We start from the raw sequence: 26,779 nt of genomic DNA, 5'->3' as shown, positions 1-26,779 counted from the left end.
GATGTTAAAAAGGAGAAGCAATCCTCTTAAATAAGGTTCTGCCGTTAACTTTACGCAACCAGAATATGATTTAAGATTACGAATAATTAACACGCCGCCCTGCGCGGGAAATTTCATTTCCCGTTAAGAGGAAGCTTCATTTCTCCACCGATCGCACAACGCTTATATTATAGTTTCGCCCTGAAAATATCGCACTTCTTTTAGTCCACTGCCTGTCGCATCTATAATTACAACTCACTGATTAAAAACAATTAATAATATTTAATTTACTTTACAGATCGTTTTAACCAATCAATGGTAATTTATCGATCGATATTATTAATAATTTCCCCACGCCCGCATCACGATTGATTTCATCGATCGATTTTTATCATTCGATCGACTTTGACAATCGGAAATTGAGCGGTTACCCTTTATTTCCTGCGATAAATCTTATGTTGTTAATTTATTGTTTACAAAAAGCGCCTGTAGTCTAGATGTCTTAACCACCTCCTCTATGAGTTACGCGTTATTAATACCTTACGTTGGGTAAATACAAAGCAATCCGGAGTTTTCAGTGATTGAACGTTTGAATTTCAGAAGGCCGCTAAATATAAGTTTCTCGGTGATTGCCGTGACGCTTTTGTTTATTGGCATCGTGGAAAGTCTGTCGCAATGGTCTGCCACTCAGGAAGCCAAAAAAACGCAGAACCGCATCTATCTCGATAATGTCGCCGCGTTTATGGATAAGTATCTGGACGGCTACGAAAATATTATGAGAGAGATGACGCGCATTGCGGCCGAAAGGCATACCTTCGACAAACAAAATGAAAATGACCTGGCGCTACGTAACTGGATGATTGAGCGGCTGCGAATCATGCCGGACGCGCTTTCAATCATTCACGTGAGCAATAACGGCCACTACATCCGCCTGCCCTACATACCGCTAAACGGCGGGGAGAAAAACGCGTGGGATCCGCGCAAAGAGCCGTGGTTTACGCTCTCCGTTGAGGATTCAGACGAAGCGCATTACAGCATCAGCCGTGACCCGTTCGCCAATCGCGAGCGTGTCATCACCATTTCGCTGCCCATTATTGACGGGACGGACGGGACGAATACCGGTGTTCTGGCCCTGAACCTGGATTTGGAGAAAAGCACCGAGATCCTCAACACCGCGCTGCCTCCGGTAAAAAGCCGGACGTTTGTGATGAACCGTCAGGGCGAGCCGATCATCAATCCCGGGTATGAGTTCGCGCCCGGAGTACTGAAGGCCATCGCGCTGAACGCCCGAGAGTACCGGGGCGATTTTGTGATGAACAACAGGTATTACACCTACCGTACAATCGGCTCCCAGTCCTGGCTGGTTGTCCACGAGGTGGACGAGAGCGTGTTGGGCGACATCGCCTTTCGCCAGTGCATGAGCATCGTGCTGTGCACGCTGGCCGCGCTTATCGTGGTGCTTTTCTGCTGGTGGTCGACCCGCGCCGCGCTAAACGCCATCTTTATGCGCATCGCAGCCAGCATCCGCAGCGGCGACATCACTCCCGCCAGCGTGGAGGAGATCATCTACGAAGAGATCCACAGCTCGCAGCAGCGCCAGACGCTCATCGCGCATGAGGCCTTAACCGACGGCCTCACCGGGCTGAAGAATCGCCGCGCGTTTGATGCCGATGCCGCGCGCCTGAGCGCCGATCCGCACGCCTGGATTGCGATGATTGATATCGATAACTTCAAAAATATTAACGACACCTGGGGCCATACGGTCGGCGATATGGTGCTGAAAACCGTGGCTGACCTGGGCTCACGGCTGCGCGGCCTGGAGAATATCTTTCTCTATCGCTACGGCGGAGAGGAGATCGCGGTCCTCTTTCAGGGGATCTCCGCTGAAAAAGCGCAAAGCTTTCTCGAAAAATGGCGAATCACGGTGAATACGCGCTCGTTCAGGGAAAAAGATCTTAAGGTCTCCTTCAGCGCGGGGCTATGCAGGATGGGCGGCGCACCGCTGTCGGAAACCCTGGCCTGTGCCGACAGGCGGCTCTATCAGGCCAAGAAAAACGGTAAAAACAGGATCGTTGCCGAATAGCCGCCCGTAGCCCGCTTAAGTTTTGTGAAAGTTGTGTCGTTTAACGCTTTATTGGTGTGGCTACGAGGGTGGCATGGAAAAGAGTACGCATTTTGTCGTTCAGTGTGTCGAAAAGAACAGGCTCGATTCGGGTATCGATTTTGTTATCCAGCCGATTTTCGATCTCTCACGGTTTGCCTGCATCGGCGGCGAAGTTCTGGTTCGCGGTACGCACCGGCGCAATGTCGTGCCGCCGCATCTGTTTATCAGCGAGCTGGAGAAAAGCGGCGGGATTTTGCCAATGGGCGACTACATCCTGGCGCAGGCCTTTACGTTTTTAGCCAGCCAGCCGCGCGAGCGGCTGGAAAATCAGCTCTTTACGTTCAATATCTCCTGGGTTCAGCTTCAGGACGCCCATTTCGCCAAGCGCGCTCTGGCGCTGATTGCCGCGCACGCGCTAACGCCGCGTAGCCTGGTCTTTGAAATCACCGACTGCGACGTTCAGCTCGACGAGGCGGTTAAGCAGAACCTTGACGCACTGCGCGGCGCGGGGCTGAATCTGGCCTGGGATGGCATTGACAGCATGGAAACGCTTCAGTCCCGGCTCGCGCTCTACCCGCCTGATTACGTCAAGCTCGACAGAAGCTGCCTGGCGCCAGGCCATATAGACAGTACGTACGAGATGCTGGCGTACCTCGAGTCATTCGACATGGACGCGATCGTTGAGGGCATCGAAAACTATACCCATGTCTCCAGCATGCTGCGCCGCGGCGTGAAGTATGGTCAGGGGTATCTTTTCTCACGCCCGGTCAGTAAAGAAGCCTTTCATTTACACTATATGCAGCCGGAACGCGCCTAGGCGGCCACTATGGATCAGCAAAACTTTTTGCGTAATAAGAAAAATCGCCTCCTTGCCGCCGCCATTGCGTTTGTACTGACGTTAATCGTGACCACCACGCTGGCGACGATAAACGGTCTGAATAATCATGAAAAGCGGGTTGCGGAACAGGCGGAGCTCGTGCAGTCGAGCATGAACAGCATGCTGAGGGACGCGCATGAAGCAGCACACAAAGCGTCTCCGCTGCTCGGCAGGCCGTGTGATTTCAACGTTGAGAAAGCGCTGAATATGCTGCCCGGCCAGTACAAGCATATTTACTCAATCAACTTTATCCGTAATCAGCACATCAGCTGTTCCTCGCTGCTGGCCAATAAGAACGCCGATATCGGCTTCATTCTGCCGCTTGATAAAGCGCTGTGGATGTCGCGTACCGTCAGCTCACCGGATATTTACGTTATCTCGCTGATCACCCATCTTCCGCAGGGCACCCTTTACGTAGCGTCCGACCTGCGCTTCCTGTATGAAATGTTGGGAAACGACCTAATTATTGAAGTTTCGGGGAAAACATTAACCGCAGCAGGGTTGGTTAAAGACTCGCTGGCCTCTGCGCAGTTCCGCCGCTACGAGGCTCTCCCCGCACGTTCGCCGCTGTATACCCTGGCGTGGCGAAAGCCGGAAATAGGCGAAATTGTCGGTTATACCCTCGACTCGTGGCTCTCGATAGGCTTTATTCTGTCCACGTCGACCATCATGGCCGCGCTGGCCTGGCAGCTGGCGATACGCCGCCACTCTCTTCATACCCAGCTGGCGTATGCCATCAGGCACCATCAGATCCACCCCCACTACCAGCCGATTATCTGCGCCAAAACCAACGCCGTTTCCGGCGCGGAGATCCTGGCGAGGTGGCATCACAACGAGCTGGGCTTTGTGCCTCCCGACGTCTTTATTCCGGTGGCGGAAAGCACCGGCCTGATTATCGACCTGACGGAAAGCCTGCTTAAGCAGGTGGTTGACGACCTTCAACAGGATATAGCCACCTTCCCGCCGGGTTTTAAGCTCAACCTGAACATTAGCCATGCGCACGTTAGCGACAGCTCCTTCGATCTGTTCATCGACCATTGGTCCCCCATTTTTCGCGCGCTGGGCATTACGCTGGTGTTCGAAATTACGGAACGTGAAAATATTGATATCTGCGACGCCCTGACGCAAAGGATTGACCACATCAAGCGCAGCGGCATCCGGATTGCGCTGGATGATTTTGGTACAGGCTTTTCAAACCTCGCCTTCATCAGCAACCTCAGCCCCGACAGCATTAAGATTGACCGGATGTTTACCCGCCAGATTTCGCAAGAGGCGGCCACGCCGCTGATCGACTGCGTGATTGATATGGCAAAGCGGATGGACATCCTGACGACGGCGGAAGGGGTTGAATATGGCTACCAGGCGGATTACCTGAAAGCGAACCAGATAGATTGTCTGCAGGGATACTTTTTCTCAAAACCGCTCAGCTTTAGCGATTTCGCCGGATACTTAAACGCCGCCGCGATTGAGCAATAAAAAAGCCCCGTAAGGGGCTTTTTTGTTTTCTAAGGAGAGGCTGGCTTAGAACGGGATGTCGTCGTCGAAGTCCATTGGTGGCTCGTTAGACGGTGCCGGAGCGGACTGCTGCTGCGGACGAGACTGCGCGCCGCCGCTGAACTGGTTGCCGCCCTGCGGCTGCTGAGGCTGACCCCAACCGCCCTGCTGCTGGTTCTGGCCGCCGCCTGCCGGTGCACCGCCGCCCTGACGGCCACCCAGCATCTGCATGGTGCCGCCAACGTTCACCACCACTTCCGTGGTGTATTTTTCCTGACCGGACTGATCGGTCCACTTGCGGGTACGCAGCTGGCCTTCGATATAGACCTGAGAACCTTTACGCAGGTACTCACCGGCAACTTCCGCCAGCTTGCCAAACAGCACAACGCGGTGCCATTCGGTCTGCTCTTTCATTTCGCCGGTCGCTTTATCACGCCAGGATTCGGAAGTAGCCAGCGTAATGTTGGCAACTGCGCCACCACTCGGCATGTAGCGTACTTCCGGGTCCTGGCCCAGATTACCGACGAGAATCACCTTGTTTACGCCTCTGCTGGCCATGTTCGTGTCTCCTGAATACGTTTCTTAATAGTGTAAACGCGCGAGTGTACCATTTCCATGAGGCATTTTGATAGCTGCGAGATGGATTCCAGAGTTCTCGCGCGGACTCGACATTGTTACACAGTGAATCAGAAATTGCATTCCAATACTGTATATCCAGACAGGTTAAATTGTGTCATAATTAGCCGTTTCTGCCGGTTGTCCTTCAAACATACCAGGCATCCGAGTTTCTACCGGGAAAGGTGAATGGATAAGATCGAAGTACGGGGCGCACGCACCCACAATCTCAAAAATATCAACCTCGTCATCCCTCGCGACAAACTCATCGTCGTGACCGGGCTTTCGGGGTCTGGCAAATCCTCACTGGCTTTCGACACGCTGTATGCCGAAGGGCAGCGCCGCTACGTTGAGTCGCTCTCGGCGTACGCGCGTCAGTTCCTGTCGCTGATGGAAAAACCGGATGTTGACCACATTGAAGGGTTATCTCCTGCGATTTCCATCGAGCAGAAATCCACGTCGCATAACCCGCGCTCCACGGTGGGTACGATTACCGAAATTCATGACTACCTGCGCCTGCTGTACGCGCGCGTAGGCGAGCCGCGCTGCCCGGACCACGACGTCCCGCTGGCGGCGCAAACCGTCAGCCAGATGGTGGATAACGTGCTGTCGCAGCCGGAAGGCAAACGCCTGATGCTGCTGGCGCCCATCATTAAAGAGCGTAAAGGCGAGCACACCAAAACGCTGGAAAACCTGGCAAGCCAGGGCTATATCCGCGCCCGTATTGACGGGGAAGTGTGCGATCTCTCCGACCCGCCGAAGCTTGAGCTGCAAAAGAAACATACTATCGAAGTGGTGATTGACCGCTTCAAGGTCCGCGAAGATATGGCGACGCGCCTGGCAGAATCGTTTGAAACCGCGCTGGAGCTTTCCGGCGGTACGGCGGTGGTTGCCGATATGGACGACGCCAAAGCGGAAGAACTGCTCTTCTCCGCCAACTTTGCCTGCCCGATTTGCGGCTACAGCATGCGCGAGCTGGAACCGCGCCTGTTCTCCTTCAACAACCCGGCGGGCGCGTGCCCGACCTGTGACGGCCTGGGCGTGCAGCAATACTTCGACCCGGACCGCGTGATCCAGAACCCGGAGCTGTCGCTGGCGGGCGGCGCGATCCGCGGCTGGGACAAGCGTAACTTTTACTATTTCCAGATGCTGAAATCGCTGGCGGAGCACTATAAGTTCGACGTGGAAGCCCCCTGGGCCAGCCTGAGCGCGAACGTGCACAAAGTGATCCTGTTCGGCTCCGGCAAAGAGAACATCGAGTTCAAGTACATGAACGATCGCGGCGATACCTCCGTGCGCCGCCACCCGTTCGAAGGCGTGCTGCACAACATGGAGCGCCGCTACAAAGAGACCGAATCCAGCGCGGTGCGCGAGGAGCTGGCGAAGTTCATCAGCAACCGCTCCTGTGCCACCTGCGAAGGGACGCGCCTGCGTCGCGAAGCGCGCCACGTGTTCGTAGAAAACACCGCGCTGCCGACCATCTCAGACATGAGCATCGGCCACGCAATGGACTTCTTCAACAATCTCAAACTCTCCGGCCAGCGCGCGAAAATCGCCGAAAAAGTGCTGAAAGAGATTGGCGATCGCCTGAAGTTCCTCGTCAACGTGGGCCTGAACTACCTGACGCTTTCCCGCTCGGCGGAAACCCTCTCCGGCGGCGAAGCCCAGCGTATCCGCCTGGCAAGCCAGATTGGCGCAGGCCTGGTCGGCGTGATGTACGTGCTGGATGAGCCGTCCATCGGCCTGCACCAGCGCGACAACGAACGTCTGCTCGGCACGCTGATCCACCTGCGCAACCTCGGCAACACGGTGATTGTCGTGGAGCACGACGAAGACGCGATTCGCGCCGCTGACCACGTTATCGACATCGGCCCGGGCGCGGGCGTTCACGGCGGCCAGGTGGTTGCGGAAGGCCCGCTGGATGCGATCATGGCAGTACCAGAGTCCCTGACCGGGCAGTACATGAGCGGCAAGCGCAAAATTGACGTGCCGAAGCAGCGCGTTCCGGCCAACCCGGAAAAAGTGCTCAAGCTCACCGGCGCGCGCGGCAACAACCTGAAGGACGTCACGCTGACCCTGCCGGTCGGCCTGTTTACCTGCATCACCGGCGTGTCCGGTTCCGGTAAATCGACGCTGATTAACGATACGCTGTTCCCGATTGCCCAGACGCAGCTGAACGGCGCGACGCTGGCTGAACCCGCACCGTATCGCGACATTCAGGGTCTGGAGCATTTCGACAAGGTTATCGATATCGACCAAAGCCCGATTGGACGCACCCCGCGCTCCAACCCGGCGACCTACACCGGCGTGTTTACGCCCGTGCGCGAGCTGTTTGCCGGCGTACCGGAATCCCGCTCTCGCGGCTACACGCCGGGGCGTTTCAGCTTTAACGTGCGCGGCGGGCGCTGTGAGGCCTGTCAGGGCGACGGCGTAATCAAGGTAGAGATGCACTTCCTGCCGGATATCTACGTGCCGTGCGACCAGTGCAAAGGCAAGCGCTATAACCGTGAAACGCTGGAGATTAAGTACAAGGGCAAAACCATCCACGAAGTGCTGGACATGACCATCGAAGAGGCGCGCGAGTTCTTCGACGCCGTTCCTGCGCTGGCGCGTAAGCTGCAAACCCTGATGGACGTCGGTCTGACCTACATCCGCCTGGGGCAGTCAGCCACCACGCTCTCCGGCGGCGAGGCGCAGCGCGTGAAGCTGGCGCGCGAGCTGTCCAAGCGCGGTACCGGCCAGACGCTCTACATCCTCGACGAGCCGACCACCGGCCTGCACTTTGCGGATATCCAGCAGCTGCTGGACGTGCTGCACCAGCTGCGCGATCAGGGCAACACCATCGTGGTGATTGAGCACAACCTGGACGTGATTAAAACCGCGGACTGGATTGTCGATCTCGGCCCGGAAGGCGGCAGCGGCGGCGGCGAAATTCTCGTCGCCGGCACGCCAGAAACCGTTGCTGAGTGCGAAGCCTCGCACACCGCGCGCTTCCTTAAGCCACTTCTGAAGTAGTTATACCGATAGCTGCTGTCTGACCTGTTCAGGCAGCAGCTCAACCGCCTGCTGATAAGAGGCGTCCACCAGGTAGTAAATCTGCGAATCCGGGATTGAGCCGTCAAGATAGACGGTGCTCCAGTGCGCCTTGTTGAGATGCTTGCTCGGGCGAACGTCGCTGTGCTGCTGGCGCAACAGCTCTGCCAGCTCCGGGCTGGTTTTGAGCGATGCGGCCGGGCGCCCTTCCACCTCCTTCACCATCGCAAACAGCACGTCGGCCACTTTAATCTGCGTAGCTTTCCAGTCGCTGTGGACGCTCTGCTCCGCGCCCGTCTTGCTCATGCAGTACTGAAGTATCTCCGAAATTGTCATCTTTATTCCCCTTGTAGCGTTGCGATAATGTGACGCGACCCGCCGTGAATGCGATGCTCTCCGAGCCAAATCCCCTGCCACGTTCCCAGCATTAGCCGTCCGTTGCGCACCGGAAGCGTGAGGGATACGCCCAGCAGGGAGGATTTGATGTGCGAGGGCATGTCGTCCGCCCCCTCATAGTCATGCTCATAGGGCGCATCGTCCGGAACGGCGTTCAGAAAATGACGCTCCATATCGGCGCGAACCGTGGGATCGCAATTTTCATTGAGCGTGAGAGAGGCGGAAGTATGCTGAAGCAGCAGATGGAGCAAACCCGTTTTGATGCGCGACAGATCGCGGAGCTGGCCGACGACTTCATCCGTCACCAGGTGAAATCCGCGCGGCTTTGCGCTTAAGGTCAGGGTCTGTTGATACCACATGGGCTGCTCCGTTTTGAAAGATGAATCTTTCTAAGTGTGCAGCAAGAAAACGAAAGGTAAAACCCGCAGCGGCGAGATTTGAGTAAAAAAGAATCAGTCTCGCCGCGCGTGCGTTAATACTCCGAGTTAACAATCACCTCTTCGCCAAACTTCCCGGCCATCGGCAGCGGTCGGTAAGTCGAGTTAGAGGCGCGCAGCACCCTGATCCCTCGGGCACCGACGTCGTGCGCGGCGGTGATGTCATTATCCGAATCACCGTAGAACACCTTGATGTTTTTCTGCTCCAGCCACTGGGTTTTGGTGTTTTGCCCCTCTTTATCGCCGGCGAAAATCACCGGGTTCATGCTGGCTGCGGGGATCAGGAAATCGTCCTGCAAAGTTTTAGAGACCGTTTCGGTTTTGGTCTGACTGCGCCCCGTAACGAAGTAGATGCTGTCTCCGCGCTTCACGTGCATGGCAATGAGCGCGCGGCCCACCTCTTTCGGAATGCTGAATTCGTCCCAGCCGTTGTTCATCTTTTCCCAGAATTCCGGGTTCTTCAGATAGTCTTCGCTCTCCGGCGAGTAGGTTTTCTTGCCGCGCCAGAAGCCGGGGCTTGAGAACAGCACGGTATCGTCAATGTCGAAACCGACGGCCATCGGCGGACGCCCCATCAGGCTGTTTTCGATTTGCGCGACGGAGACCCAGTGAATAGGCGCCTGTTCAGCGAGGATGGCGGCGGTGGTGCCGGCGTAGAGCGGCGTCGGCGCGGAGGCGCGCGCAACAACGGCGCTATTAAGCGAGAACAATAAGCAGGCGGCGCTGAGCGCCAGTGTGATCTTGCGCATATTTTCCCCTGAATATTCAGATCGTTATCTTTTTATTTTGAGCGGATGGTCAAAAAGCATTCCGACCATAACCCCACCGTGAGGTGAAGGGAAGGAGTTTTTGCTTATGAAGTTGAATAAAAAGAAGAAGATCACAGAGTGATGGGAAACGTTTACGTGCGGCCTGTTGCCCTCACCCCGGCCCTCTCCCACGGGGAGAGGGAGAAAATACAGCCCGCAGGCCCGGTTAGCGCCGCGCCGCCGGACAAGATTTCTGCGGCCTGCTGCCCTCACTCCGGCCCTCTCCCACGGGAAGAGGGAGAACACCCAGCCCGCAGGCCCGGTAAGCGCCGCGCCGCCGGACAAGATTTCTGCGGCCTGTTGCCCTCACCCCGGCCCTCTCCCATGGGGAGAGGGAGAACACCCTGCCCGCAGGCCCGGTTAGCGCCGCGCCGCCGGGCAAGATTTCTGCGGCCTGTTGCCCTCACCCCGGCCCTCTCCCACGGGAAGAGGGAGAACACCCAGCCCGCAGGCCCGGTTAGCGCCGCGCCGCCGGGCAAGATTTTTGCGGCCTGTTGCCCTCACTCCGGCCCTCTCCCACGTGGAGAGGGAGAACACCCAGCCCGCAGGCCCGGTTAGCGCCGCGCCGCCGGACAAGATTTCTGCGGCCTGTTGCCCTCACCCCGGCCCTCTCCCACGGGGAGAGGGAGAAAATACAGCCCGCAGGCCCGGTTAGCGCCGCGCCGCCGGGCAAGATTTCTGCGGCCTGTTGCCCTCACTCCGGCACAGAATACTCCCTCTCCCTTGAGGGAGAGGGCTGGGGTGAGGGGGAACATACAGCTGTGGCGGTAATTCCGTTCGCTTTACGAGCCTTGGCACTCTGAAATCACACGGCTCGTGAACGTGTTAAGGAGGCTCACCGCCGCCTCCTTAACCATCCGGGCTCCTGGGACAGAGAATCGATAGTGAGTACTTACATTACTGCGGCAAACGCCTGCGCCACGCGATGAACGTTGCTGGCATTCAGACCCGCCACGCACATACGGCCGCTGGCGATCAGGTAGACGCCGAACTCTTCGCGCAGCCTGTCGACCTGAGCGGCGCTCAGGCCGGTGTAGCTAAACATGCCGCGCTGCTTGAGCAGGTAGTCAAAGTTATGCCCCGGCACGGCCTCTTTCAGCACGTTAACCAGCTCCTGCCGCATCGACAGGATGCGCTTGCGCATCGCTTCCACTTCCGCAAGCCAGGACGCCTTAAGCTGCTCGTCACCGAGAACCGTCGCCACCACCTGCGCGCCAAATGCTGGCGGGCTGGAGTAAATGCGGCGCACCGTCGCCTTAAGCTGGCCGAGCACGCGACCTGCCGCTTCGGCGTCTTCACACACCACGGACAGACCGCCCACGCGCTCGCCGTACAGAGAGAAAATTTTCGAGAACGAATTGCTGACCAGCGCCGGCAGGCCCGCGCTGGCAATCGCGCGGATCGCGTAGGCATCTTCTTCCATGCCCGCACCAAAGCCCTGATAGGCAATATCGAGGAACGGGATCAGGTTACGCGCCTTCAGCACCTCGATGACCGCATCCCACTGGGCGTTGGTGAGATCGGCGCCGGTTGGGTTATGGCAGCACGGATGCAGCAGCACGATGCTGCGCGCCGGCAGGGTGTTCAGTTTTTCCAGCAGCGCGTCAACGCGCACGCCGTTGGTTTCGCTATCAAACCACGGGTAGGTCGCGACCGTAAAGCCCGCGCCCTCGAAGATAGCCACATGGTTTTCCCACGTCGGGTCGCTGACCCACACGCCGGAATCCGGGAAGTATTTTTTCAGGAAGTCCGCGCCGACCTTCAGCGCGCCCGAGCCGCCCAGCGTCTGGATCGTTGCCACGCGTTTTTGCGCGAGCACCGCGTGATCGGCGCCAAACAGCAGCGGCGCAATCGTGTTGCGGTAGGTGTTTAACCCTTCCATCGGCAGATAAAGCGAAGCGCCGTGCGGCTGCGCATTCAGGCGCGCTTCGGCCTGAGCCACCGCGTTCAGCTGGGGAATAATGCCGTCCTCGTTGTAATAAAGGCCGATGCTCAGGTTCACTTTATCGCTGCGGGGATCTTCTTTAAAACGCTCCATCAAGGAGAGAATGGGGTCGCCGGCGTAGGCGTCTACTTTCTGAAACACGCGATGATTCTCCGGGTTATTATGAGGCAGGAAATTCAACAATAAACCGGAACATGACGTAACACCACCCTTTCGCCCTATCCTGCGATCGGCATAGGTTTTATGCGCCCCTTTCCCCTGCCGTTTACCTAATTCTGTGCCCTGATTCACTCCCGTAATGTAGCTCCTGCGCAACCGCGCAATCATCGATTCAGGAGTTCACATTATGGATTCACAATTTATCGGTTCAGTTATTAACGCCCTGCCGCTGGAGCATATGATCGGCGGTCCGCTGCAGGCGATGATCAAAGCGCAGGTGCAGGCCAGCAAGTCCTACACCGATTTTCTGCTCTCCGTCTGTATTAAGGACGGCAAGGCCGTCGCGATCGAGTTTGATTACGACGAAACCGTGGTCGACGAGCAGGGCGTCAACAAGGGCAGCGTTACGCGAAAAATGAGCATTCCGCTGCTGGCGGCGATCACCCACCCCATCATTTGTATCGAAGACGGTACGATTGATTTCGAGCTGGAAGTCAGCCAGAGCGAAGCCAGCTCCAGCAGCACGGAAGCGGAAGCCTCCGTCGAAGCGTCCGTGGGCTGGGGCGTGTTCAAAGCGAAAATGACCGGCAAAGTTTCGCATAAATCAGAGCAAACCCGCTCAACCGATACGCGCGCTAAATACTCCATCCACACGCAGATTAAGCGTCAGGAACCGCCTGAAGCGCTGCAGCGCGTGATTGACTATCTCACCAACGCTAAAACCAAGCCTGTCGCCGCGCAGTAATCCTTCACGCAGCGATAAGCGCGCGATTCCATAACGCAGGGGCCGCCTGAGGCGGCCCTTTTTCAGGAGCGAATGATGTCTTTTAAAACATGGTTACGCGGCGACAGGGATGAAGATCCACAAAACAAAGCCGGTAAAGAGGCTGACGGAACGCCACCTCCGATACCGGACGCTGCCCCGCCGCCGTCCGGCGGTATCCCGGGCACGCCCGTGTCGCTTGAGGATATTACGCGCGGGATGCAATACGCCGCCACGGCCGCCAATGAGCTTATCGCTCAGCAGTATATGAAGGCGCTGGACCCCTTTTTCGAACCCGCAGAAGACGGATCATTAATTCCGCGCACCGTACAGCTGGCGCTCGATGAAAACCACTATTTCGATCTGCCCCTGGTGGCGCTTTCAACGCCGCGGGGGCTGATGCTGGAAAAAATGAAGGTCAACCTGACTATCCGCACGGAAGGGATGCAGGCCCCTTCCCGGCAGTCGGGCGAAAACGAGTTTGGCCGTTTTCACGTCAGCCTTTCTCCTTCCAGCGAGAGCAAAGGCGGGCGCGACAGCCGCCACGTTGACGTCGAGATGCAGTTTACCGCGCTCGAACCGCCGGAAAGCGTCATGCGTTTGATTGACGAATATACCAACAAGGTGATTCCCCGTCCGAAAGTACAGGAGACTCCGTAATGCAAAAACAACCAGAACGTACAGGTGATAAGGGCGTGCAGCTTATTTGCCAGTTTGAGGGGCTGAAGCTGGAACGCTACCGCGACGCGGTAGGCCTGTGGACCATCGGCTACGGCCATTTGATCCTGAAGGAGGAGATGCAAAAGCTGACCAAAGTGACGACCGGAGAAGCCAAACAGCTGCTGCGAAACGATCTCAAGCGCACGGAAGACGGCGTGAAAAAGCTGCTGAGCCAGTCGGCAACGCAAAGCCAGTTCGATGCGCTGGTCTCCTTCGCCTTTAACCTCGGCGTCGGCAATTTAAAGAAATCTACGCTGCTGAAAAAATTCAACGCGGGCGATATCCAGGGGGCCGCCCTGCAGTTCAAAAGCTGGAATAAAGCGGGAGGAAAAGTGTTGGCGGGCCTGACGCGTCGGCGCGAAGCCGAGATGAAGCTTTTCCTCAATTAACCCATCGAATTTTAAAGGATACGGCATGAAAAATACGATCAAAACCGGCTCGTTCGTTCTGGCTATGGCGCTGTTCAGCCATAGCGTCGCAGCGGCAGAGATGCAGACCTGCGAGCAGGAAATCAATGCGGTAAACGCTTTTCTGAGCCACAGCGGCTCGCCCGCGATCGTTAACGTGGCCGATTTCGCCACCACGCTTCGCACGCTGAACACCACCGGTCGACTACCGCCTAAATACATCACCAGCGATGAAGCACGGCGTCTGGGCTGGTCGGGCAAGGACACGGACGGCCTGTGGGGATTAACGCCCACCAATGGCAAATGGATCGGTGGGGATAGCCTTCAGAACAACACGCTGCCTGCCAACGCGGCGTGGTACAGCGCCGACGTTGACGTGCTGAAGGGTTTTCGCGGTGAAAAGCGCCTGGCCTATACCCTCTCCGGCCCGCAGCGCTTTTACTCCCCGGATAAGAATCAGCATTTTGTTGAAATCAGTCCCTGCCGGTAAGCATCGTCTCCACGCCTGAACCGGCGTGGAGACGATTCACGAGGAGTTCTCCATGAGCAGCATTGTGACCCCAACCCTGATTAATGAAGGCCTGTTGGCCGTGGCTGGCCTTTTTGGCGGCGTAAGTGTGTCTTTTTTTTGGCAGCCGCGAAAGCTCCAGCAGCACAGCCGGTTTATTGCTGGCGTCATCATCGGCAGCATCAGCATGTGCGCGGCGTTCGCCCTCGGAGGCTTCACCGCGCGATGGCTAAAAATCGATCTTAACGATTCGGATATCACGCTGGGGCTGGGCTACATCGTCGGGGCCATAAGCAATGGGCTGATTGTCTGGCTGGCCAACTTTTTTCGGCGCCACGAGCAGCAGGATATCTTTGACGTTGCCAGTGAGCTTAAAAAACGCGTGAGCCGGGATAAATTACCCGTGGCAGGGACATCAGGCCGTAAACAAAGCGGAGAATAACATGAATAGCGTTTCTCAATGGTGGCTATTGTTTTTTACCATTATGGTCGATCTTTCCACCTCGTTAATTATTCTCTTTTGTGCCTACAGCCGCCGCATAGCGCATCTCCACATCGCTTATAAAGTGGGGTTAGCGGCCGTGGCGTTTGGTCTGTTTGCACAAAGCGGGATTAATATTAATTTTCTTTTTACTGGCGTAGATGACGTCACCGATAGCGTACCGTTCTGGCTGCTACAGGATTTTGGCACGTTACTTATCATCTTCGGGTATTTCATCTTTAAAATAAAATAATGAAACGGCGCGAGATTGCGAACGCGCTCGCGCCATAACAATAAAGCGGTCTGTCTGTGCGAAGAAAATATACAATATATTATTTAAAAATTTCGTGATTTGTGACGTAGTTAAAATAAAGCCTTGCCGCCTGCGTTCGGTTATTTACCTGTAGGCGATTAAAAATAGATTCCAGATGGACCTTCACCGTACCGGCGCTAATATTCAGCTGACGGCCAATTTGCTTATTCGTGCCTCCCCTTGCCAGAAGCTCAAGCACTTGCTGCTGACGGTGGCTGAGGAGCGTGACCGAGGCATCGTTTGCCATCTTATCATCCACCAACACCACCTGCTCCGGGAAGCAGATAACGCCCGCCAGGGCCATCTTCAGGACCAGGCCAATCTTCTCAACGGGCTGATCTTTCGTCACCACGCCCTTAATATTTTGCTTAAGATAATCGCTAAACATTTTTCCCGTCGTCTTCCGGAACATAACGACAACCGGGATTTTAGGATGCGCCTGATGGAGTGCCGGTAAAAACTGCATGCAGTCCATATCGCCATCCAGCAGTATCAGATTGTATGATGCGTCGCGTAATAGATTCATCGCATCATCACAGCTGTGCGCGGCTGCAACATGGCATTCTGGTATGAGCTTCTCAAGCTCTACTCTCATACCCGAAATATACAACGGCAGCTCGTCAATCATAAGAATATTCATAACAAATAAACCTCTTAATGTCTATTTTCCCATTAGCTCTTTGTCACTATACCTATTCGCACTGAGTATGAATCTTAAAAACAAAGTGAGAAAACAGCATTTGTCATATGACATACGCATTATATTTACCTGCATATTTAAGCCACGCTAATTCAGCATTAAGGATTGCTTTATTACATTGGAATTAATTTATGGAATAAACGGCACTTTATGCCGTAAGGCATATTTTCAGCGCAGCAGGATTTTAATACTGTCATAACGCATTCTGTATGAGAATGTTAATAAATTAAATTATTTGAAGAGGATATTAATATGAATATTCATTGGTTTACACAACCTCAAAACTCGTATGCTTCCTGCTATTTATACAATACTGAAACGCACGCATTTTGCCGGGTGCGCATTGAGCTTAATCGTAACGATGAGGACGGCACGTTTGTCTCCTTTTATCCGTCGCGTGCGGTGGGGTTTGTGGCGGATGGGCAAAATTACCGCACCAGCCAGAACGCGCGCTGGAGCATAAACGACGAGCACCGCCTGCGCTACGACGGTACGGTTTTGCCTCAGGATCCCCGTGAAGGCTATACCGTGTTCGACAGCACGACGCCGGCAAGATTTGTCCATCGCGGCAACGCGATCACCGTCACGCCGCGCCTACCGGCGGGAATTACTCAGGAGGATATGGTGGAACTGGCGCGGCTGGTGATGCTTGAACGCCCTGCGGCTCGCGTCCAGCTGACCGCACGCGATGCTTCTGCGGAAACGCTGCGCGACGCCATTCTGGATGCGATTCGGGCGCGCCGCTAGCGGGTAAACTTTCGGGCGGCCCGCGCTCTGCGACGCCGCCCCTGGCTTAGTCGACGTACTTCATCGCCACGCGCGACGTCAGTCGGGTAATAAGTTCGTAAGCACTCACTCCCGTCATTTCAGCAATGCGTTCAACGGGCAGCCCTTCACCCCACATCACCACCGGATCGCCCGCCTTGTCCTGCGCCTCTGGCCCCAGGTCAACGCAGATCATGTCCATCGCCACGCGGCCGACAATCTTCGCTTCACGGCCGTTGACCAGCACCGGCGTGCCGGACGGTGCCGCGCGCGGATAGCCATCACCGTAGCCCATCGCGACGACGCCGAGACGCGTATCGCGCTCGCTGGTCCACGTGCCGCCGTAGCCCACCGGCTCGCCCGCCTTGTGATCGCGCACGGCGATCAGGTTAGACACCAGCGACATCACCGGCTGGAAGCCAAAGTCTGGCCCCCACGGCTTGTTCTCCAGCGGCGATACGCCGTAAAGAATAATCCCCGGGCGCGCCCAGTCGAAGTGCGACTGCGGCCACAGCAGAATGCCGCCGGACGCGGCAATCGAGCGCGCGCCGGGCTTGCCTTCGCAGAAGGTGTTGAAGATATCAAGCTGCTGCTCGGTCGCCCCGCACTCTGGCTCGTCCGCGCGGGCAAAATGGCTGACGATATTCACCGGCTGGCGCACGTTTTTGCACTGGCACAGGCGCTGATAAAACGCCTCCGCCTTTTCCGGGCGCACGCCCAGGCGGTGCATGCCGGTGTCGAGCTTCATCCAGACGGTCACCGGCTCGCTCAGCTCGGCGGTTTCCAGCGCGGCCAGCTGCTCTTCGTTGTGCACCGCGGTGTGCAGATGTTGATCCGCGATGGTCGGCAGGTCCGATGCTTCAAAAAAGCCTTCGAGCAGCAGGATCGGCTGGGTAATCCCGCCCGCGCGCAGGCGGAGGGCTTCTTCAAGACGGGCGACGCCAAAGGCGTCGGCATCGGGGAGCGTTCGCGCGGTCTCAAGAAGACCGTGTCCGTAAGCGTTCGCTTTCACGACTGCAACGAGCCTGCTGGCGGGCGCCAGTTCTCGCAGACGTTGCAGGTTGTGTCGCAGAGCGCGGCGGTTAATAACAACAGTTGCCGCTTGCATGTGAATCCTTATTCGTCGTCGTACTGCGGTCCCGCATAGTTATCAAAGCGCGACCATTGTCCGTTAAAGGTCAGACGCACCGTCCCGATCGGGCCGTTACGCTGCTTACCAATGATAATTTCGGCGATCCCTTTCAGGTCGCTGTTCTCGTGATAAACCTCATCACGGTAGATGAACATGATTAAGTCGGCATCCTGCTCGATGGAGCCAGACTCACGCAGGTCGGAGTTGACCGGACGCTTGTCGGCACGCTGTTCCAGGGAGCGGTTAAGCTGCGACAGCGCCACCACCGGCACGTGCAGCTCCTTTGCCAGCGCCTTAAGCGAGCGGGAGATCTCGGCGATTTCCAGCGTACGGTTGTCGGAGAGTGACGGGACGCGCATCAGCTGAAGGTAGTCGATCATGATCAGGCCGATGCCGCCGTGCTCGCGCGCGATGCGGCGCGCGCGGGAGCGCACTTCCGTTGGCGTCAGGCCGGAGGAGTCATCAATGTAGATATTGCGTTTTTCCAGCAGAATGCCCATGGTGCCGGAGATGCGCGCCCAGTCCTCGTCGTCGAGCTGGCCGGTACGAATACGGGTCTGGTCGACGCGCGACAGCGACGCCAGGGAACGCATCATGATCTGCTCTGAGGGCATCTCAAGGCTGAAAATCAGCACAGGCTTATCCTGAAGCATCGCCGCGTTTTCAACGAGGTTCATCGCAAAGGTGGTTTTACCCATCGACGGACGCGCCGCAACGATAATCAGATCCGAGGGTTGTAGGCCCGCGGTTTTCTTGTTGAGGTCGTCATAGCCGGTGTTGACGCCGGTGACGCCGTCGTGCGGCTGCTGGAAGAGCTGTTCGATACGCGCAACGGTGGCGTCGAGCACGTCGGCGATGTTTTTCGGGCCTTCGTCCTTATTTGCACGGCTTTCGGCGATTTTAAAGACGCGGGACTCGGCGAGATCGAGCAGATCTTCGCTGGTGCGACCCTGCGGATCGAAGCCCGCTTCGGCGATCTCATTCGCCACCGAAATCATCTCGCGCACCACCGCGCGTTCGCGCACGATGTCGGCGTAGGCGCTGATGTTCGCCGCGCTTGGCGTGTTTTTCGACAGTTCAGCCAGATAGGCGAAGCCGCCGCAGCTGTCGAGTTGCCCCAGACGCTCCAGCGATTCCGCCAGCGTGATCAGGTCAATCGGGCTGCCAGACTCCTGCAGACGCGCCATTTCGGTGAAAATGTGGCGATGCGGGCGGGTGTAAAAATCTTCCGCCACGACGCGCTCGGCGACGTCGTCCCAGCGTTCGTTATCCAGCATTAAACCGCCCAACACCGACTGTTCCGCTTCAATCGAGTGCGGCGGGACTTTTAGCCCGGCAACCTGGAAATCACGGTCGCGTGGCTCAGTCTGTTTGTTGAAGGGTTTATTTCCTGCCATAGTGAATGGAGTTACCGAGATAAAGAGTGGGTCGAAAGATTACCATATTTTTCTTACGGAGGGAGCATGGCAACGCGCATTGAATTTCAGAAGCATGGTGGGCCAGACGTACTGAAAGCGGTGGAGTTTACCCCCGCCGCGCCTGGCGAAAACGAGGTTCAGGTCGAAAACAAAGCTATCGGTATCAACTACATTGATACCTACATTCGCAGCGGCCTCTATCCGCCGCCGTCGATGCCGAGCGGGCTGGGAACCGAGGCGGCAGGCGTGGTGATGAAAGTGGGCAGCGCCGTTAAGCATATTAAAGAGGGCGATCGCGTGGTGTACGCCCAGTCGGCGCTCGGCGCGTACAGCTCTGTCCACAACGTTCCGGCGGATAAAGCCGCCCTGCTGCCGAATGCGATCTCCTTTGAACAGGCCGCGGCCTCATTCCTGAAAGGGCTGACGGTCTATTACCTGCTGCGCAAAACCTACGAAATTAAACCCGACGAGCAGTTCCTGTTCCACGCGGCCGCAGGCGGCGTAGGGCTGATTGCCTGCCAGTGGGCGAAAGCGCTCGGCGCGAAGCTGATTGGCACCGTGGGCAGCGCGCAGAAGGCGCAGCGGGCGCTCGACGCAGGCGCCTGGCAGGTCATTAACTACCGTGAAGAGAGCATCGTCGAACGCCTTAAGGAGATCACCAGCGGGAAGAAGGTGCGCGTAGTGTATGACTCGGTGGGTAAAGACACCTGGGAATCGTCGCTGGACTGCCTGCAGCGCCGCGGCCTGATGGTGAGCTTCGGCAACGCGTCAGGCGCGGTGACCGGCGTGAATTTGGGCATTCTTAATCAGAAAGGGTCGCTGTACGTCACGCGTCCTTCCCTGCAGGGCTACATCACCTGTCGGGAAGAGCTGGAAGAGGCCAGCAACGAACTGTTTTCGCTGATCGCCAGCGGCGTGATTAAAGTGGACGTGGCGGATGCGCAGAAGTACCCGCTGACCGAGGCGCAGCGCGCGCATGAGGTGCTGGAAAGCCGGGCGACGCAGGGATCGAGCCTGCTGATCCCCTAGGCCCTAAAAAGAAATTGGGCTTCCCGTGGGAAGCCCTTTCTTTTTTTAGTTCGGCCGTATGTAGGGTACAGCTCGATGAATTCTGTAGCGGCAGACATAGTGACAGATTCGATAAGTAAATCCTATTCTGTTCTTAGCCGCGCTGCCGGAAAAGTTGCAGGTATGTGACGAACCCCTCAATACCTTAGTAACGGAATCGGTTATTACGCTGATAAGTAGGAAGTTTTGGCGATTTAATCGCCCGTATTACCCACACCACGGCAACCGCCAGCAGGAGCCACGGCAGCAGCTTAATCGTCAGAGCAAACAGGCCACCGATAAACATCACTACCGTCGCCACGACGATGGCGGCCAGAATGCCGAACAGCGAAACGCCCGTCACCAGCAGCATCATGAAAAAGCCAATCACAAAAAGCAGTTCTAACATGGTTCTCTCCCACGCGTATCCCGAATGATACCGTTGTCATTACAAGAAACGTGCCAAAAATAACTCGTTGTTCTAAAAGCAAAACGCCCCGCAACGTTGTGCAGGGCGTGGTGAATTTGACGATCTTTTAGCGAAATTTAGCGCTTGTCGGCAACCAGACGCAGCGCGTGTTCAAGCACTTCGATGTCCGCCCCCGCCTTGTGCGCGTTCTCGCTCAGGTAGCGACGCCACTGGCGCGCCCCCGGTATGCCCTGGAACAGGCCCAACATATGGCGGGTAATGTGGCCGAGATAAGTGCCGTTGCTCAGCTCGCGCTCAATGTACGGGTACATGGCGCGCACCACGGATACGGGGTCAGTATCAGCGCCCTCGACGCCATAGATTTCACGATCCACCGTCGCCAGAATGCCCGGGTTTTGATACGCCTCGCGGCCTACCATCACGCCGTCCATGTGCGCCAGGTGCGCCTTGGCCTCTTCAAGCGATTTAATGCCGCCGTTAATCGACATCGTCAGATGCGGGAAGTCACGCTTCAGCTGGTACACGCGCGGGTAGTCCAGCGGCGGGATCTCGCGGTTCTCTTTCGGGCTCAGGCCGGAAAGCCAGGCTTTGCGCGCGTGGATGATGAACATCTCGCACTCGCCCTTCCCTGAAACCGTGTCGATGAAATCGCGCAGAAACGCGTAGCTGTCCTGGTCGTCGATGCCGATGCGGGTTTTCACCGTCACCGGAATGGACACCACGTCGCGCATGGCTTTGATGCAGTCAGCGACCAGCGGCGCGTTGCCCATCAAGCACGCGCCGAACATGCCGTTTTGCACGCGGTCGGACGGACAGCCGACGTTAAGGTTGATCTCGTCGTAACCACGTTCTTCCGCCAGCTTCGCGCACTGCGCCAGGGCCGCCGGATCGCTGCCGCCAAGCTGCAGCGCAACCGGATGCTCTTCTTCGCTATACGCCAGGTAGTCGCCCTTACCGTGAATAATCGCCCCGGTGGTCACCATTTCGGTGTACAGCAGCGTGTGGCGGGAGAGCTGGCGCAGGAAAAAGCGGCAGTGTCTGTCCGTCCAGTCGAGCATCGGCGCAATGGAGAAACGGTGTGCAGGGAAAGCGGTCTGTAATTCTGACGACATGGCGAAGTTTTAAGCATCTGGTGGAAAAGGGGCGCTACTATAGCACAAAGGAAAGCCGGAGGCGCAGCGCCTCCGGTGCACTTTAAAACGTCATGCTGAGCTGCGCGCCTGCGCCCCAGGTTTCGTCTTCCCCGTACAGGCCCATCAGGTCTACGTGGACCGTGTTGAACGGCGCGAAGCCGAGGCCGCCGGTAAAGACGTTGCTGTCGTTTCCTTTCATATCCGCCCGGAAACCGGCACGCACGGCCAGCCAGCTTAGCGGCGTAATCTCGGCACCGACGCCCGCGTACTGCGAGGTATCTTCGCTCTTGAAGCCTTTGGTTTCGGTGAGATCGCCGTCGGCGGTTAAGGTCACGAGATCGTTGTGCCAGGCCGCACCGGCGGTCACCAGCGGACGGATCTGATACGTATCTTTATAGCTCACCACTTCGCCTGTGCGCCCGTTGCGGATACGGACATCTTTTGTATCGATGTCGCGCGACATCAGGTTTTGCCCGCTCAGGCCTACCGTCCAGTGCTCACCGAAATCAGCAGCAATACCGGCGTCAACGTTAAAGCCCGTATCGTCAGTGCGGTAGCGGCTATCGTTCCATTTATTGCTGTCGTAATCGTAAATGGACGTGGTGTAGTTATAAACCCAGGTTTTCTGCAGCTTCGGCGTCACGCCCACGGATACCGGCACGCCACCCAGGTCAAACTGACGGGCAACGGCAATACCGTAGTCGGAGACAATCGCCGCCCGGCCAGACGCCGTTGAGTTGAGATTTTTGGTAATTTGGTCCGTGCCGTTGAGCGCAGCATCCAGCGCTACGCCTGCCGCCACGAGATCGCTGTTTTGAATACCGCGCAGGTAATCAATATCCTGCGGATCGATTGAAGAACTGACCCGCCCGTGGGCATAGCCTTTCGCCATAAAGGCCACTGACAACACATCGTTAGGAATGCTCACCGCAATTCCCGCGCCCGCCGTGGCGCGGGCGGTTTTCCCGTTGAGGTAGTCGAGTTCATCAGCGAGATCTTTCGCTGCGCCCTGGAACTGGTTGATTGAACCTAACGGGTTGGTAATGATTTCGCCAGGGGTAAGGCTGTCCACCACGTCCTTATAGTGATTGATTTTGTCGTTGATGTTATCAATCTCGTCCTGAAGATTGTCCTTGTCGGTAATTTGCGCGCCGACTGAAGGCAAGATCACCGATACATCATCATCAGGCTTCGCTTTCGCCAGCAGCGCCGGGTTGATTAACGCCCCGCTGCCGTAGCTGCCCGCCGCAACGCCCGTACCGCCCATCGCGTCGCTGCGCGCTTCCGCCCAGGTATTGGCTGCTCCCGCCTGATTTGCCATAAAAAAGGAGACAGCAATGCTAACCATCGAAAATTTAAAATGTTTTTTCACAGTATGCTCGTCATAAATTTTGTTATGAATTAACCCCTGTCTGTTATCACCCAGACAGGGACGAACTATTGCTGTGAATAAGACGCAAAAGACCCGCTATTTCCCTAAGTTAAATTTCCCGTGCGGCCTGTTGTAATATGTGACGGCCCTCAATATTTATAGAAGAGGAAATTATTTTCGCCCAGGTTTTCCGTCGTGCGGGCCAAAAAACTGAGGAGGATGATCAACCCAGCGGTCCTCACGCGTTGCCGCATACACCGGGTTAAGCGGATAGTAGATGCGGTTGTGCTTTTTGTTTGCTTCGCCAACCACCAGCAGGCGAACCTCTTCGTCGGTATTATTGATAAAGGTGTGGCAAACGCCCGTTCCGGCTGGGAACCCCACGCTGTCGCCCGGCTCCAGCTTCCACAGATATCCGTTGATCCAGGCTTCAGGATAGCCTTCCAGCACGTAGATAAATTCCTCTTCATCGCTTTCGGCATGCGGATAAGAGGTGCGTCGGCCGGGCGGGAGGCGCTCGTGATGGATACCCATTCGCCTCAGCCCCAGCTGACGCGCCAGCGGCGCGCCGATGGAAAAACGCTCATCGCTGTCGGGATAGGTGGAGTCATCTGCGCCTTCTACGTCGCGCCAGTGCCGAATACAGTCAGGTCTTTTCATAGGTCATTTCCCGGAATGTGATGCGTCAGGTATAGCACAGCCCGGCGGATCTCGGCGTTTTAAGCAGAACATGATAAAGTGAGTCTTTATCACTGACGTCATCCGAGGTGCCCAATGGATAAGACCACAACGCAGGAGCTGTTAGCGCAAGCTGAAAAGCTGTGCGCGCAACGCAATGTGCGCCTGACCCCGCAGCGCCTTGAGGTGTTGCGCCTGATGAGCCTGCAACAGGGCGCCATCAGCGCGTACGATTTGCTCGACCTGCTGCGCGAAAGCGAGCCGCAGGCGAAACCGCCAACCGTCTATCGGGCGCTGGATTTTCTGCTGGAACAAGGATTTGTGCATAAGGTCGAATCCACGAACAGCTACGTGCTGTGCCACCTGTTCGACCAGCCAACCCATACGTCGGCGATGTTTATCTGCGACCGCTGCGGCGCCGTAAAGGAAGAAGGCGCGGAAGGCGTGGAGGACATTATGCAAACTCTGGCGGCCAGAATGGGCTTTGCCCTGCGGCATAATGTGATTGAAGCGCACGGCCTGTGTTCAGCCTGCGTGGAGGTTGAATCCTGTAAGCATCAGGATGCTTGCCAGCACGATCACTCCATTCTGGTAAAGAAGAAACCGCGCTAGGCATACAGAAAAGGCGGCTTAGCGCCGCCCTCTGACAGTACATCCTTGTACCTGCGGGTTTACCGGGTTACCAACGATAGTCGTTGCGGGTTTCCCAGTCTTTCACTTCGGATTCAGCTTTGTCTTTCTCGTAGCCGTAACGTTCCTGAATTTTCCCGACAAGCTGATCGCGCTTACCTTCGATGACGGTCATATCATCGTCCGTCAGCTTACCCCACTGTTCTTTCGCTTTACCTTTAAACTGCTTCCAGTTGCCGCCGATTTCGTCTTTATTCATAATCGTGTCCTCGTGTTAAGCGTCATTGAGTAGCGTCCGTAACGTGCTTTTCTGCTGGACGTGATAATAATTGTAGTTAAGGATTCGGCGGCCGTTTTCATATTCAGAATCTTTAACCATCGCGACGATTACGAAGACACAAACCAGGTGTTGTTGCGCCAGTGGCGATGCCAGATAAAGGCCAGCGACAGCCCGCGCAGGGAGAGAAAAACGGCCAGCGCGAGCCATAGGCCATGGTTGCCCAGGTACGGAACGGTGAGCAACGTAAGGCCAAACCCGACCGCCGCTACCGCCATGCTGTTACGCATTTCAGCCCCGCGCGTTGCCCCAATAAACATGCCATCCAGCAGATAACACCAGACGCCGACCACCGGCAACACTACCTGCCAGACGATGTAATGACCGGCCAGTTCACGCAGCGCGGGCAGTGAGGTAAGCAAGGCAACGATTGACTGGCCAAAACCGGCGTAAACCACTGCGAATGCGAGGGCTACCAGCCCTGCCTGACGACAGGCGGCACGCCAGACGTCGCGCAGCTGGCCGCTTTTCCCTGCGCCATAGGCCTGACCGGAGTGCGCCTCAACGGCATAGGCAAAGCCGTCCAGCGCATAGGCCGTAAAGGTCAGCAGCGTCATCAGAACCGCATTGACCGCGACAATCTCAGGCCCAAGCCGCGCGCCGTAGACGGTCAGCGCGCCAAAGCACAGCTGTAGCAGAAGCGAACGCAGCATGATGTCGCGGTTGAGCGCCAGCAGCTTGCGAATATTGCCGCGCCAGGCCTTTTTCAGCAGCGCAACCGAGATCCCGCGCATCGCCAGCACGCGCCAGACCATCCCTAATCCGATGAGAAGCGTGCCGTACTCCGCCACTACCGTCGCAAGAGCCGCTCCCTGCACGTTCATGTGCAGGCCGATGACTAGCCACAGATCGAGGACGATATTAAGCAGGTTGCCCACCACCAGCAGGATCACCGGGGCGCGGGCATACTGAACGCCCAGCAGCCACCCGAGCAAAACGAGGTTTGCCAGCGACGCGGGCGCACTAAGCCAGCGGATCGCCAGAAAACGCCTCGCCTGCTCAAGCACCGCCTCGCTGCCGCCGACGATATGCAGCGCTAAATCAATAAGCGGAGAGCGCAGCAGGACAATCAGTATTCCTGCGCCCACCGCCAGGATTAACGGCTGCACCAGCGCGCGCGCCAGGCGCAGCGGATCTTTCGCGCCATACGCCTGCGCCGTCAGCCCGGTGGTGCTCATGCGCAAAAAGAGCAGCAGCATAAAGAGGAAGCTGGTCGCCGTTGCGCCAATCGCGACGCCGCCCAGATACACGGGAGAGTCAAGGTGGCCAATCACCGCCGTATCAACAAGCCCCAGGAGAGGAACGGTGATATTGGAGAAGATCATCGGCAGCGCAAGACGCCACAATGCTTTATCGGAAGCCGTCAGCAGAGACATGGGAAAATACCGGGGACGATAATACGAAACGGGCCGCGGAGAAACCGCAGCCCGTCAGGAAGAGATTACAGCCATTCGCCGTTGCGGATAACGCCAACCGCCAGGCCCTCGATGGAGAAGCTCTGTTCGCGCAGGTCTACCACAATCGGCGTGAACTCGTTGTTTTCCGGCAGAAGCTGCACGGTGTTGCCCTGTTTTTTCAGGCGCTTAACGGTCACTTCGTCATCAATACGCGCGACAACAACCTGCCCGTTGCGCACGTCCTGCGTCTTGTGAACGGCCAGCAGGTCACCGTCAAGAATCCCGATGTCTTTCATGGACATCCCGCTAACGCGCAGCAGGAAGTCAGCGCTTGGCTTGAACATCCCAGGATCGACCTGATAGTGGCCTTCAATATGCTGCTGCGCCAGCAGCGGCTCACCGGCTGCAACGCGGCCAACCAGCGGAATACCCGTCTCTTCTTCGACAAGCAGACGAATACCGCGAGACGCGCCGGAGACGATCTCAATCACGCCTTTACGTGCCAGCGCTTTCAGGTGTTCCTCGGCAGCGTTTGGAGAACGGAAGCCCAGACGCTGCGCGATTTCCGCACGCGTGGGTGGCATACCCGTCTGGCCGATATGATCCCGGATGAGATCAAACACCTCTTGCTGCCTGGTCGTTAACGCTTTCATTCCGCCCCCTGGGTGTATATACAGTTATGCTGTGAGTATATACAGTC

28 protein-coding genes and 1 pseudogene are annotated in these 26,779 nt (G+C 56.7%); 13 read left to right on the top strand and 16 right to left on the bottom strand.

Annotated features, from left to right (window positions below):
- The first annotated feature begins 556 nt into the window (after positions 1-556).
- The 3 genes from V1599_RS04310 (at position 557) to V1599_RS04300 (ending at position 4,436) form a co-directional block, all read left to right on the top strand.
- Positions 557-2,062: a sensor domain-containing diguanylate cyclase gene (locus V1599_RS04310; RefSeq protein ID WP_146745782.1), complete on the top strand. Its 1,506-nt coding sequence runs from the start codon at positions 557-559 to the stop codon at positions 2,060-2,062.
- Positions 2,063-2,135: 73 nt separating this feature from the next.
- On the top strand, positions 2,136-2,900 hold the full coding sequence (locus V1599_RS04305; protein WP_112012143.1) for an EAL domain-containing protein: 765 nt from the start codon (positions 2,136-2,138) through the stop codon (positions 2,898-2,900).
- 9 nt (positions 2,901-2,909) lie between these two features.
- Entirely contained in the window at positions 2,910-4,436 is a 1,527-nt protein-coding gene (locus V1599_RS04300) for an EAL domain-containing protein (protein WP_395301067.1), read from the top strand.
- A 45-nt stretch (positions 4,437-4,481) separates the two neighbouring features.
- On the opposite strand, the gene ssb1 is transcribed toward V1599_RS04300, so the two are convergent.
- Entirely contained in the window at positions 4,482-5,012 is a 531-nt protein-coding gene (gene ssb1 / locus V1599_RS04295) for a single-stranded DNA-binding protein SSB1 (RefSeq protein WP_006810470.1), read from the bottom strand.
- 246 nt (positions 5,013-5,258) lie between these two features.
- Here ssb1 and uvrA point away from each other — a divergent pair, with 246 nt between their 5' ends.
- Positions 5,259-8,084: an excinuclease ABC subunit UvrA gene (gene uvrA / locus V1599_RS04290; RefSeq protein WP_395301066.1), complete on the top strand. Its 2,826-nt coding sequence runs from the start codon at positions 5,259-5,261 to the stop codon at positions 8,082-8,084.
- Here the strand turns inward: uvrA and V1599_RS04285 are convergent, their stop codons facing one another.
- The 4 genes from V1599_RS04285 to tyrB form a co-directional block, all read right to left on the bottom strand.
- Positions 8,085-8,438, bottom strand: coding sequence for an MmcQ/YjbR family DNA-binding protein (locus tag V1599_RS04285; RefSeq protein WP_112012139.1), 354 nt, complete (start codon positions 8,436-8,438; stop codon positions 8,085-8,087).
- Between the two features lie 2 nt (positions 8,439-8,440).
- Complete coding sequence (locus V1599_RS04280) at positions 8,441-8,857, bottom strand: secondary thiamine-phosphate synthase enzyme YjbQ (RefSeq protein ID WP_297122552.1); 417 nt, start codon at positions 8,855-8,857, stop codon at positions 8,441-8,443.
- A gap of 113 nt (positions 8,858-8,970) precedes the next feature.
- Complete coding sequence (gene aphA / locus V1599_RS04275; RefSeq protein ID WP_112012137.1) at positions 8,971-9,684, bottom strand: acid phosphatase AphA; 714 nt, start codon at positions 9,682-9,684, stop codon at positions 8,971-8,973.
- Positions 9,685-10,636: 952 nt separating this feature from the next.
- Positions 10,637-11,830 (bottom strand): aromatic amino acid transaminase, encoded by a 1,194-nt coding sequence (tyrB, locus tag V1599_RS04270; RefSeq protein WP_395301065.1) that lies wholly within the window; start codon positions 11,828-11,830, stop codon positions 10,637-10,639.
- Between the two features lie 205 nt (positions 11,831-12,035).
- On the opposite strand from tyrB, the gene V1599_RS04265 reads away from it, so the two are divergent.
- From V1599_RS04265 to V1599_RS04240, 6 genes are all read left to right on the top strand, one after another.
- Complete coding sequence (locus V1599_RS04265) at positions 12,036-12,593, top strand: DUF2589 domain-containing protein (protein ID WP_045335167.1); 558 nt, start codon at positions 12,036-12,038, stop codon at positions 12,591-12,593.
- 75 nt (positions 12,594-12,668) lie between these two features.
- Positions 12,669-13,271 (top strand): DUF2589 domain-containing protein, encoded by a 603-nt coding sequence (locus tag V1599_RS04260; RefSeq protein WP_297122554.1) that lies wholly within the window; start codon positions 12,669-12,671, stop codon positions 13,269-13,271.
- A complete protein-coding gene (locus tag V1599_RS04255; RefSeq protein WP_112012134.1) occupies positions 13,271-13,720 on the top strand; it encodes a lysozyme in 450 nt (149 codons plus the stop codon). The genes V1599_RS04260 and V1599_RS04255 overlap by 1 nt, the downstream gene beginning before the upstream one ends.
- Positions 13,721-13,745: 25 nt before the next feature.
- A complete protein-coding gene (locus V1599_RS04250) occupies positions 13,746-14,228 on the top strand; it encodes a ribonuclease domain-containing protein (protein WP_112012133.1) in 483 nt (160 codons plus the stop codon).
- A 52-nt stretch (positions 14,229-14,280) separates the two neighbouring features.
- The gene (locus V1599_RS04245) at positions 14,281-14,688 is read left to right on the top strand and encodes a hypothetical protein (RefSeq protein ID WP_112012132.1); all 408 of its coding nucleotides are present in this window, start codon (positions 14,281-14,283) and stop codon (positions 14,686-14,688) included.
- A gap of 1 nt (position 14,689) precedes the next feature.
- On the top strand, positions 14,690-14,980 hold the full coding sequence (locus V1599_RS04240) for a hypothetical protein (protein WP_112012131.1): 291 nt from the start codon (positions 14,690-14,692) through the stop codon (positions 14,978-14,980).
- A gap of 79 nt (positions 14,981-15,059) precedes the next feature.
- On the opposite strand, the gene V1599_RS04235 is transcribed toward V1599_RS04240, so the two are convergent.
- On the bottom strand, positions 15,060-15,680 hold the full coding sequence (locus V1599_RS04235) for a response regulator transcription factor (protein ID WP_112012130.1): 621 nt from the start codon (positions 15,678-15,680) through the stop codon (positions 15,060-15,062).
- Positions 15,681-15,992: 312 nt separating this feature from the next.
- Between V1599_RS04235 and V1599_RS04230 the strand changes: the two genes are divergently transcribed.
- On the top strand, positions 15,993-16,487 hold the full coding sequence (locus V1599_RS04230) for a hypothetical protein (protein WP_146745781.1): 495 nt from the start codon (positions 15,993-15,995) through the stop codon (positions 16,485-16,487).
- A gap of 46 nt (positions 16,488-16,533) precedes the next feature.
- Here V1599_RS04230 and alr read toward each other — a convergent pair whose 3' ends face one another.
- Both alr and dnaB read right to left on the bottom strand, forming a co-directional pair.
- Positions 16,534-17,613 carry an alanine racemase gene (gene alr / locus V1599_RS04225; RefSeq protein WP_112012128.1) on the bottom strand — a complete coding sequence of 360 codons (1,080 nt, stop codon included), beginning with the start codon at positions 17,611-17,613 and terminating at the stop codon, positions 16,534-16,536.
- 8 nt (positions 17,614-17,621) lie between these two features.
- Complete coding sequence (gene dnaB, locus V1599_RS04220; protein WP_112012127.1) at positions 17,622-19,034, bottom strand: replicative DNA helicase; 1,413 nt, start codon at positions 19,032-19,034, stop codon at positions 17,622-17,624.
- Between the two features lie 66 nt (positions 19,035-19,100).
- Here dnaB and V1599_RS04215 point away from each other — a divergent pair, with 66 nt between their 5' ends.
- Complete coding sequence (locus V1599_RS04215; RefSeq protein ID WP_395301064.1) at positions 19,101-20,084, top strand: quinone oxidoreductase; 984 nt, start codon at positions 19,101-19,103, stop codon at positions 20,082-20,084.
- Between the two features lie 184 nt (positions 20,085-20,268).
- Here the strand turns inward: V1599_RS04215 and pspG are convergent, their stop codons facing one another.
- The 4 genes from pspG to V1599_RS04195 all read right to left on the bottom strand — a co-directional run bounded on the left by pspG (position 20,269) and on the right by V1599_RS04195 (position 23,697).
- Entirely contained in the window at positions 20,269-20,511 is a 243-nt protein-coding gene (gene pspG, locus V1599_RS04210; RefSeq protein ID WP_112012125.1) for an envelope stress response protein PspG, read from the bottom strand.
- 137 nt (positions 20,512-20,648) lie between these two features.
- The gene (gene dusA / locus V1599_RS04205) at positions 20,649-21,644 is read right to left on the bottom strand and encodes a tRNA dihydrouridine(20/20a) synthase DusA (protein WP_395301063.1); all 996 of its coding nucleotides are present in this window, start codon (positions 21,642-21,644) and stop codon (positions 20,649-20,651) included.
- A gap of 82 nt (positions 21,645-21,726) precedes the next feature.
- On the bottom strand, positions 21,727-23,013 hold the full coding sequence (locus V1599_RS04200; RefSeq protein ID WP_395301558.1) for a conjugal transfer protein TraF: 1,287 nt from the start codon (positions 23,011-23,013) through the stop codon (positions 21,727-21,729).
- Positions 23,014-23,208: 195 nt separating this feature from the next.
- Complete coding sequence (locus V1599_RS04195) at positions 23,209-23,697, bottom strand: cupin domain-containing protein (protein WP_395301062.1); 489 nt, start codon at positions 23,695-23,697, stop codon at positions 23,209-23,211.
- A gap of 114 nt (positions 23,698-23,811) precedes the next feature.
- Between V1599_RS04195 and zur the strand changes: the two genes are divergently transcribed.
- Positions 23,812-24,327 (top strand): zinc uptake transcriptional repressor Zur, encoded by a 516-nt coding sequence (gene zur, locus V1599_RS04190; RefSeq protein WP_112012121.1) that lies wholly within the window; start codon positions 23,812-23,814, stop codon positions 24,325-24,327.
- 67 nt (positions 24,328-24,394) lie between these two features.
- Here zur and V1599_RS04185 read toward each other — a convergent pair whose 3' ends face one another.
- The 4 genes and pseudogenes from V1599_RS04185 to lexA all read right to left on the bottom strand — a co-directional run bounded on the left by V1599_RS04185 (position 24,395) and on the right by lexA (position 26,732).
- Positions 24,395-24,604, bottom strand: coding sequence for a CsbD family protein (locus V1599_RS04185; protein ID WP_297122561.1), 210 nt, complete (start codon positions 24,602-24,604; stop codon positions 24,395-24,397).
- Positions 24,605-24,652: 48 nt separating this feature from the next.
- Positions 24,653-24,724: pseudogene (locus V1599_RS04180) on the bottom strand (hypothetical protein); the annotation flags it as partial.
- 8 nt (positions 24,725-24,732) lie between these two features.
- Entirely contained in the window at positions 24,733-26,058 is a 1,326-nt protein-coding gene (gene dinF / locus V1599_RS04175) for an MATE family efflux transporter DinF (RefSeq protein WP_395301061.1), read from the bottom strand.
- 65 nt (positions 26,059-26,123) lie between these two features.
- On the bottom strand, positions 26,124-26,732 hold the full coding sequence (gene lexA / locus V1599_RS04170; RefSeq protein WP_112012118.1) for a transcriptional repressor LexA: 609 nt from the start codon (positions 26,730-26,732) through the stop codon (positions 26,124-26,126).
- Positions 26,733-26,779 lie beyond the last annotated feature (47 nt).

The sequence above is a fragment of the Enterobacter sp. ECC-175 genome (genome assembly GCF_043968675.1).
Classification (GTDB): domain Bacteria; phylum Pseudomonadota; class Gammaproteobacteria; order Enterobacterales; family Enterobacteriaceae; genus Enterobacter.
Note: the sequence above shows the minus strand (reverse complement) of the source record. Positions and strands in the feature narration are given on the sequence as shown.

Excerpts from the sequence above, each read along its gene's own strand:
- V1599_RS04195 (WP_395301062.1), bottom strand. The coding sequence starts at position 23,697 with ATGAAAAGACCTGACTGTATTCGGCACTGGCGCGACGTAGAAGGCGCA.
- zur (WP_112012121.1), top strand. The coding sequence starts at position 23,812 with ATGGATAAGACCACAACGCAGGAGCTGTTAGCGCAAGCTGAAAAGCTG.
- V1599_RS04260 (WP_297122554.1), top strand. The coding sequence starts at position 12,669 with ATGTCTTTTAAAACATGGTTACGCGGCGACAGGGATGAAGATCCACAA.
- V1599_RS04230 (WP_146745781.1), top strand. The coding sequence starts at position 15,993 with ATGAATATTCATTGGTTTACACAACCTCAAAACTCGTATGCTTCCTGC.
- V1599_RS04250 (WP_112012133.1), top strand. The coding sequence starts at position 13,746 with ATGAAAAATACGATCAAAACCGGCTCGTTCGTTCTGGCTATGGCGCTG.
- dinF (WP_395301061.1), bottom strand. The coding sequence starts at position 26,058 with ATGTCTCTGCTGACGGCTTCCGATAAAGCATTGTGGCGTCTTGCGCTG.
- V1599_RS04185 (WP_297122561.1), bottom strand. The coding sequence starts at position 24,604 with ATGAATAAAGACGAAATCGGCGGCAACTGGAAGCAGTTTAAAGGTAAA.
- uvrA (WP_395301066.1), top strand. The coding sequence starts at position 5,259 with ATGGATAAGATCGAAGTACGGGGCGCACGCACCCACAATCTCAAAAAT.
- V1599_RS04235 (WP_112012130.1), bottom strand. The coding sequence starts at position 15,680 with ATGAATATTCTTATGATTGACGAGCTGCCGTTGTATATTTCGGGTATG.
- alr (WP_112012128.1), bottom strand. The coding sequence starts at position 17,613 with ATGCAAGCGGCAACTGTTGTTATTAACCGCCGCGCTCTGCGACACAAC.
- dusA (WP_395301063.1), bottom strand. The coding sequence starts at position 21,644 with ATGTCGTCAGAATTACAGACCGCTTTCCCTGCACACCGTTTCTCCATT.
- aphA (WP_112012137.1), bottom strand. The coding sequence starts at position 9,684 with ATGCGCAAGATCACACTGGCGCTCAGCGCCGCCTGCTTATTGTTCTCG.
- lexA (WP_112012118.1), bottom strand. The coding sequence starts at position 26,732 with ATGAAAGCGTTAACGACCAGGCAGCAAGAGGTGTTTGATCTCATCCGG.
- V1599_RS04305 (WP_112012143.1), top strand. The coding sequence starts at position 2,136 with ATGGAAAAGAGTACGCATTTTGTCGTTCAGTGTGTCGAAAAGAACAGG.
- dnaB (WP_112012127.1), bottom strand. The coding sequence starts at position 19,034 with ATGGCAGGAAATAAACCCTTCAACAAACAGACTGAGCCACGCGACCGT.
- pspG (WP_112012125.1), bottom strand. The coding sequence starts at position 20,511 with ATGTTAGAACTGCTTTTTGTGATTGGCTTTTTCATGATGCTGCTGGTG.
- V1599_RS04285 (WP_112012139.1), bottom strand. The coding sequence starts at position 8,438 with ATGACAATTTCGGAGATACTTCAGTACTGCATGAGCAAGACGGGCGCG.
- V1599_RS04300 (WP_395301067.1), top strand. The coding sequence starts at position 2,910 with ATGGATCAGCAAAACTTTTTGCGTAATAAGAAAAATCGCCTCCTTGCC.
- V1599_RS04240 (WP_112012131.1), top strand. The coding sequence starts at position 14,690 with ATGAATAGCGTTTCTCAATGGTGGCTATTGTTTTTTACCATTATGGTC.
- V1599_RS04255 (WP_112012134.1), top strand. The coding sequence starts at position 13,271 with ATGCAAAAACAACCAGAACGTACAGGTGATAAGGGCGTGCAGCTTATT.
- V1599_RS04200 (WP_395301558.1), bottom strand. The coding sequence starts at position 23,013 with ATGGTTAGCATTGCTGTCTCCTTTTTTATGGCAAATCAGGCGGGAGCA.
- V1599_RS04245 (WP_112012132.1), top strand. The coding sequence starts at position 14,281 with ATGAGCAGCATTGTGACCCCAACCCTGATTAATGAAGGCCTGTTGGCC.
- V1599_RS04265 (WP_045335167.1), top strand. The coding sequence starts at position 12,036 with ATGGATTCACAATTTATCGGTTCAGTTATTAACGCCCTGCCGCTGGAG.
- V1599_RS04280 (WP_297122552.1), bottom strand. The coding sequence starts at position 8,857 with ATGTGGTATCAACAGACCCTGACCTTAAGCGCAAAGCCGCGCGGATTT.
- V1599_RS04215 (WP_395301064.1), top strand. The coding sequence starts at position 19,101 with ATGGCAACGCGCATTGAATTTCAGAAGCATGGTGGGCCAGACGTACTG.
- ssb1 (WP_006810470.1), bottom strand. The coding sequence starts at position 5,012 with ATGGCCAGCAGAGGCGTAAACAAGGTGATTCTCGTCGGTAATCTGGGC.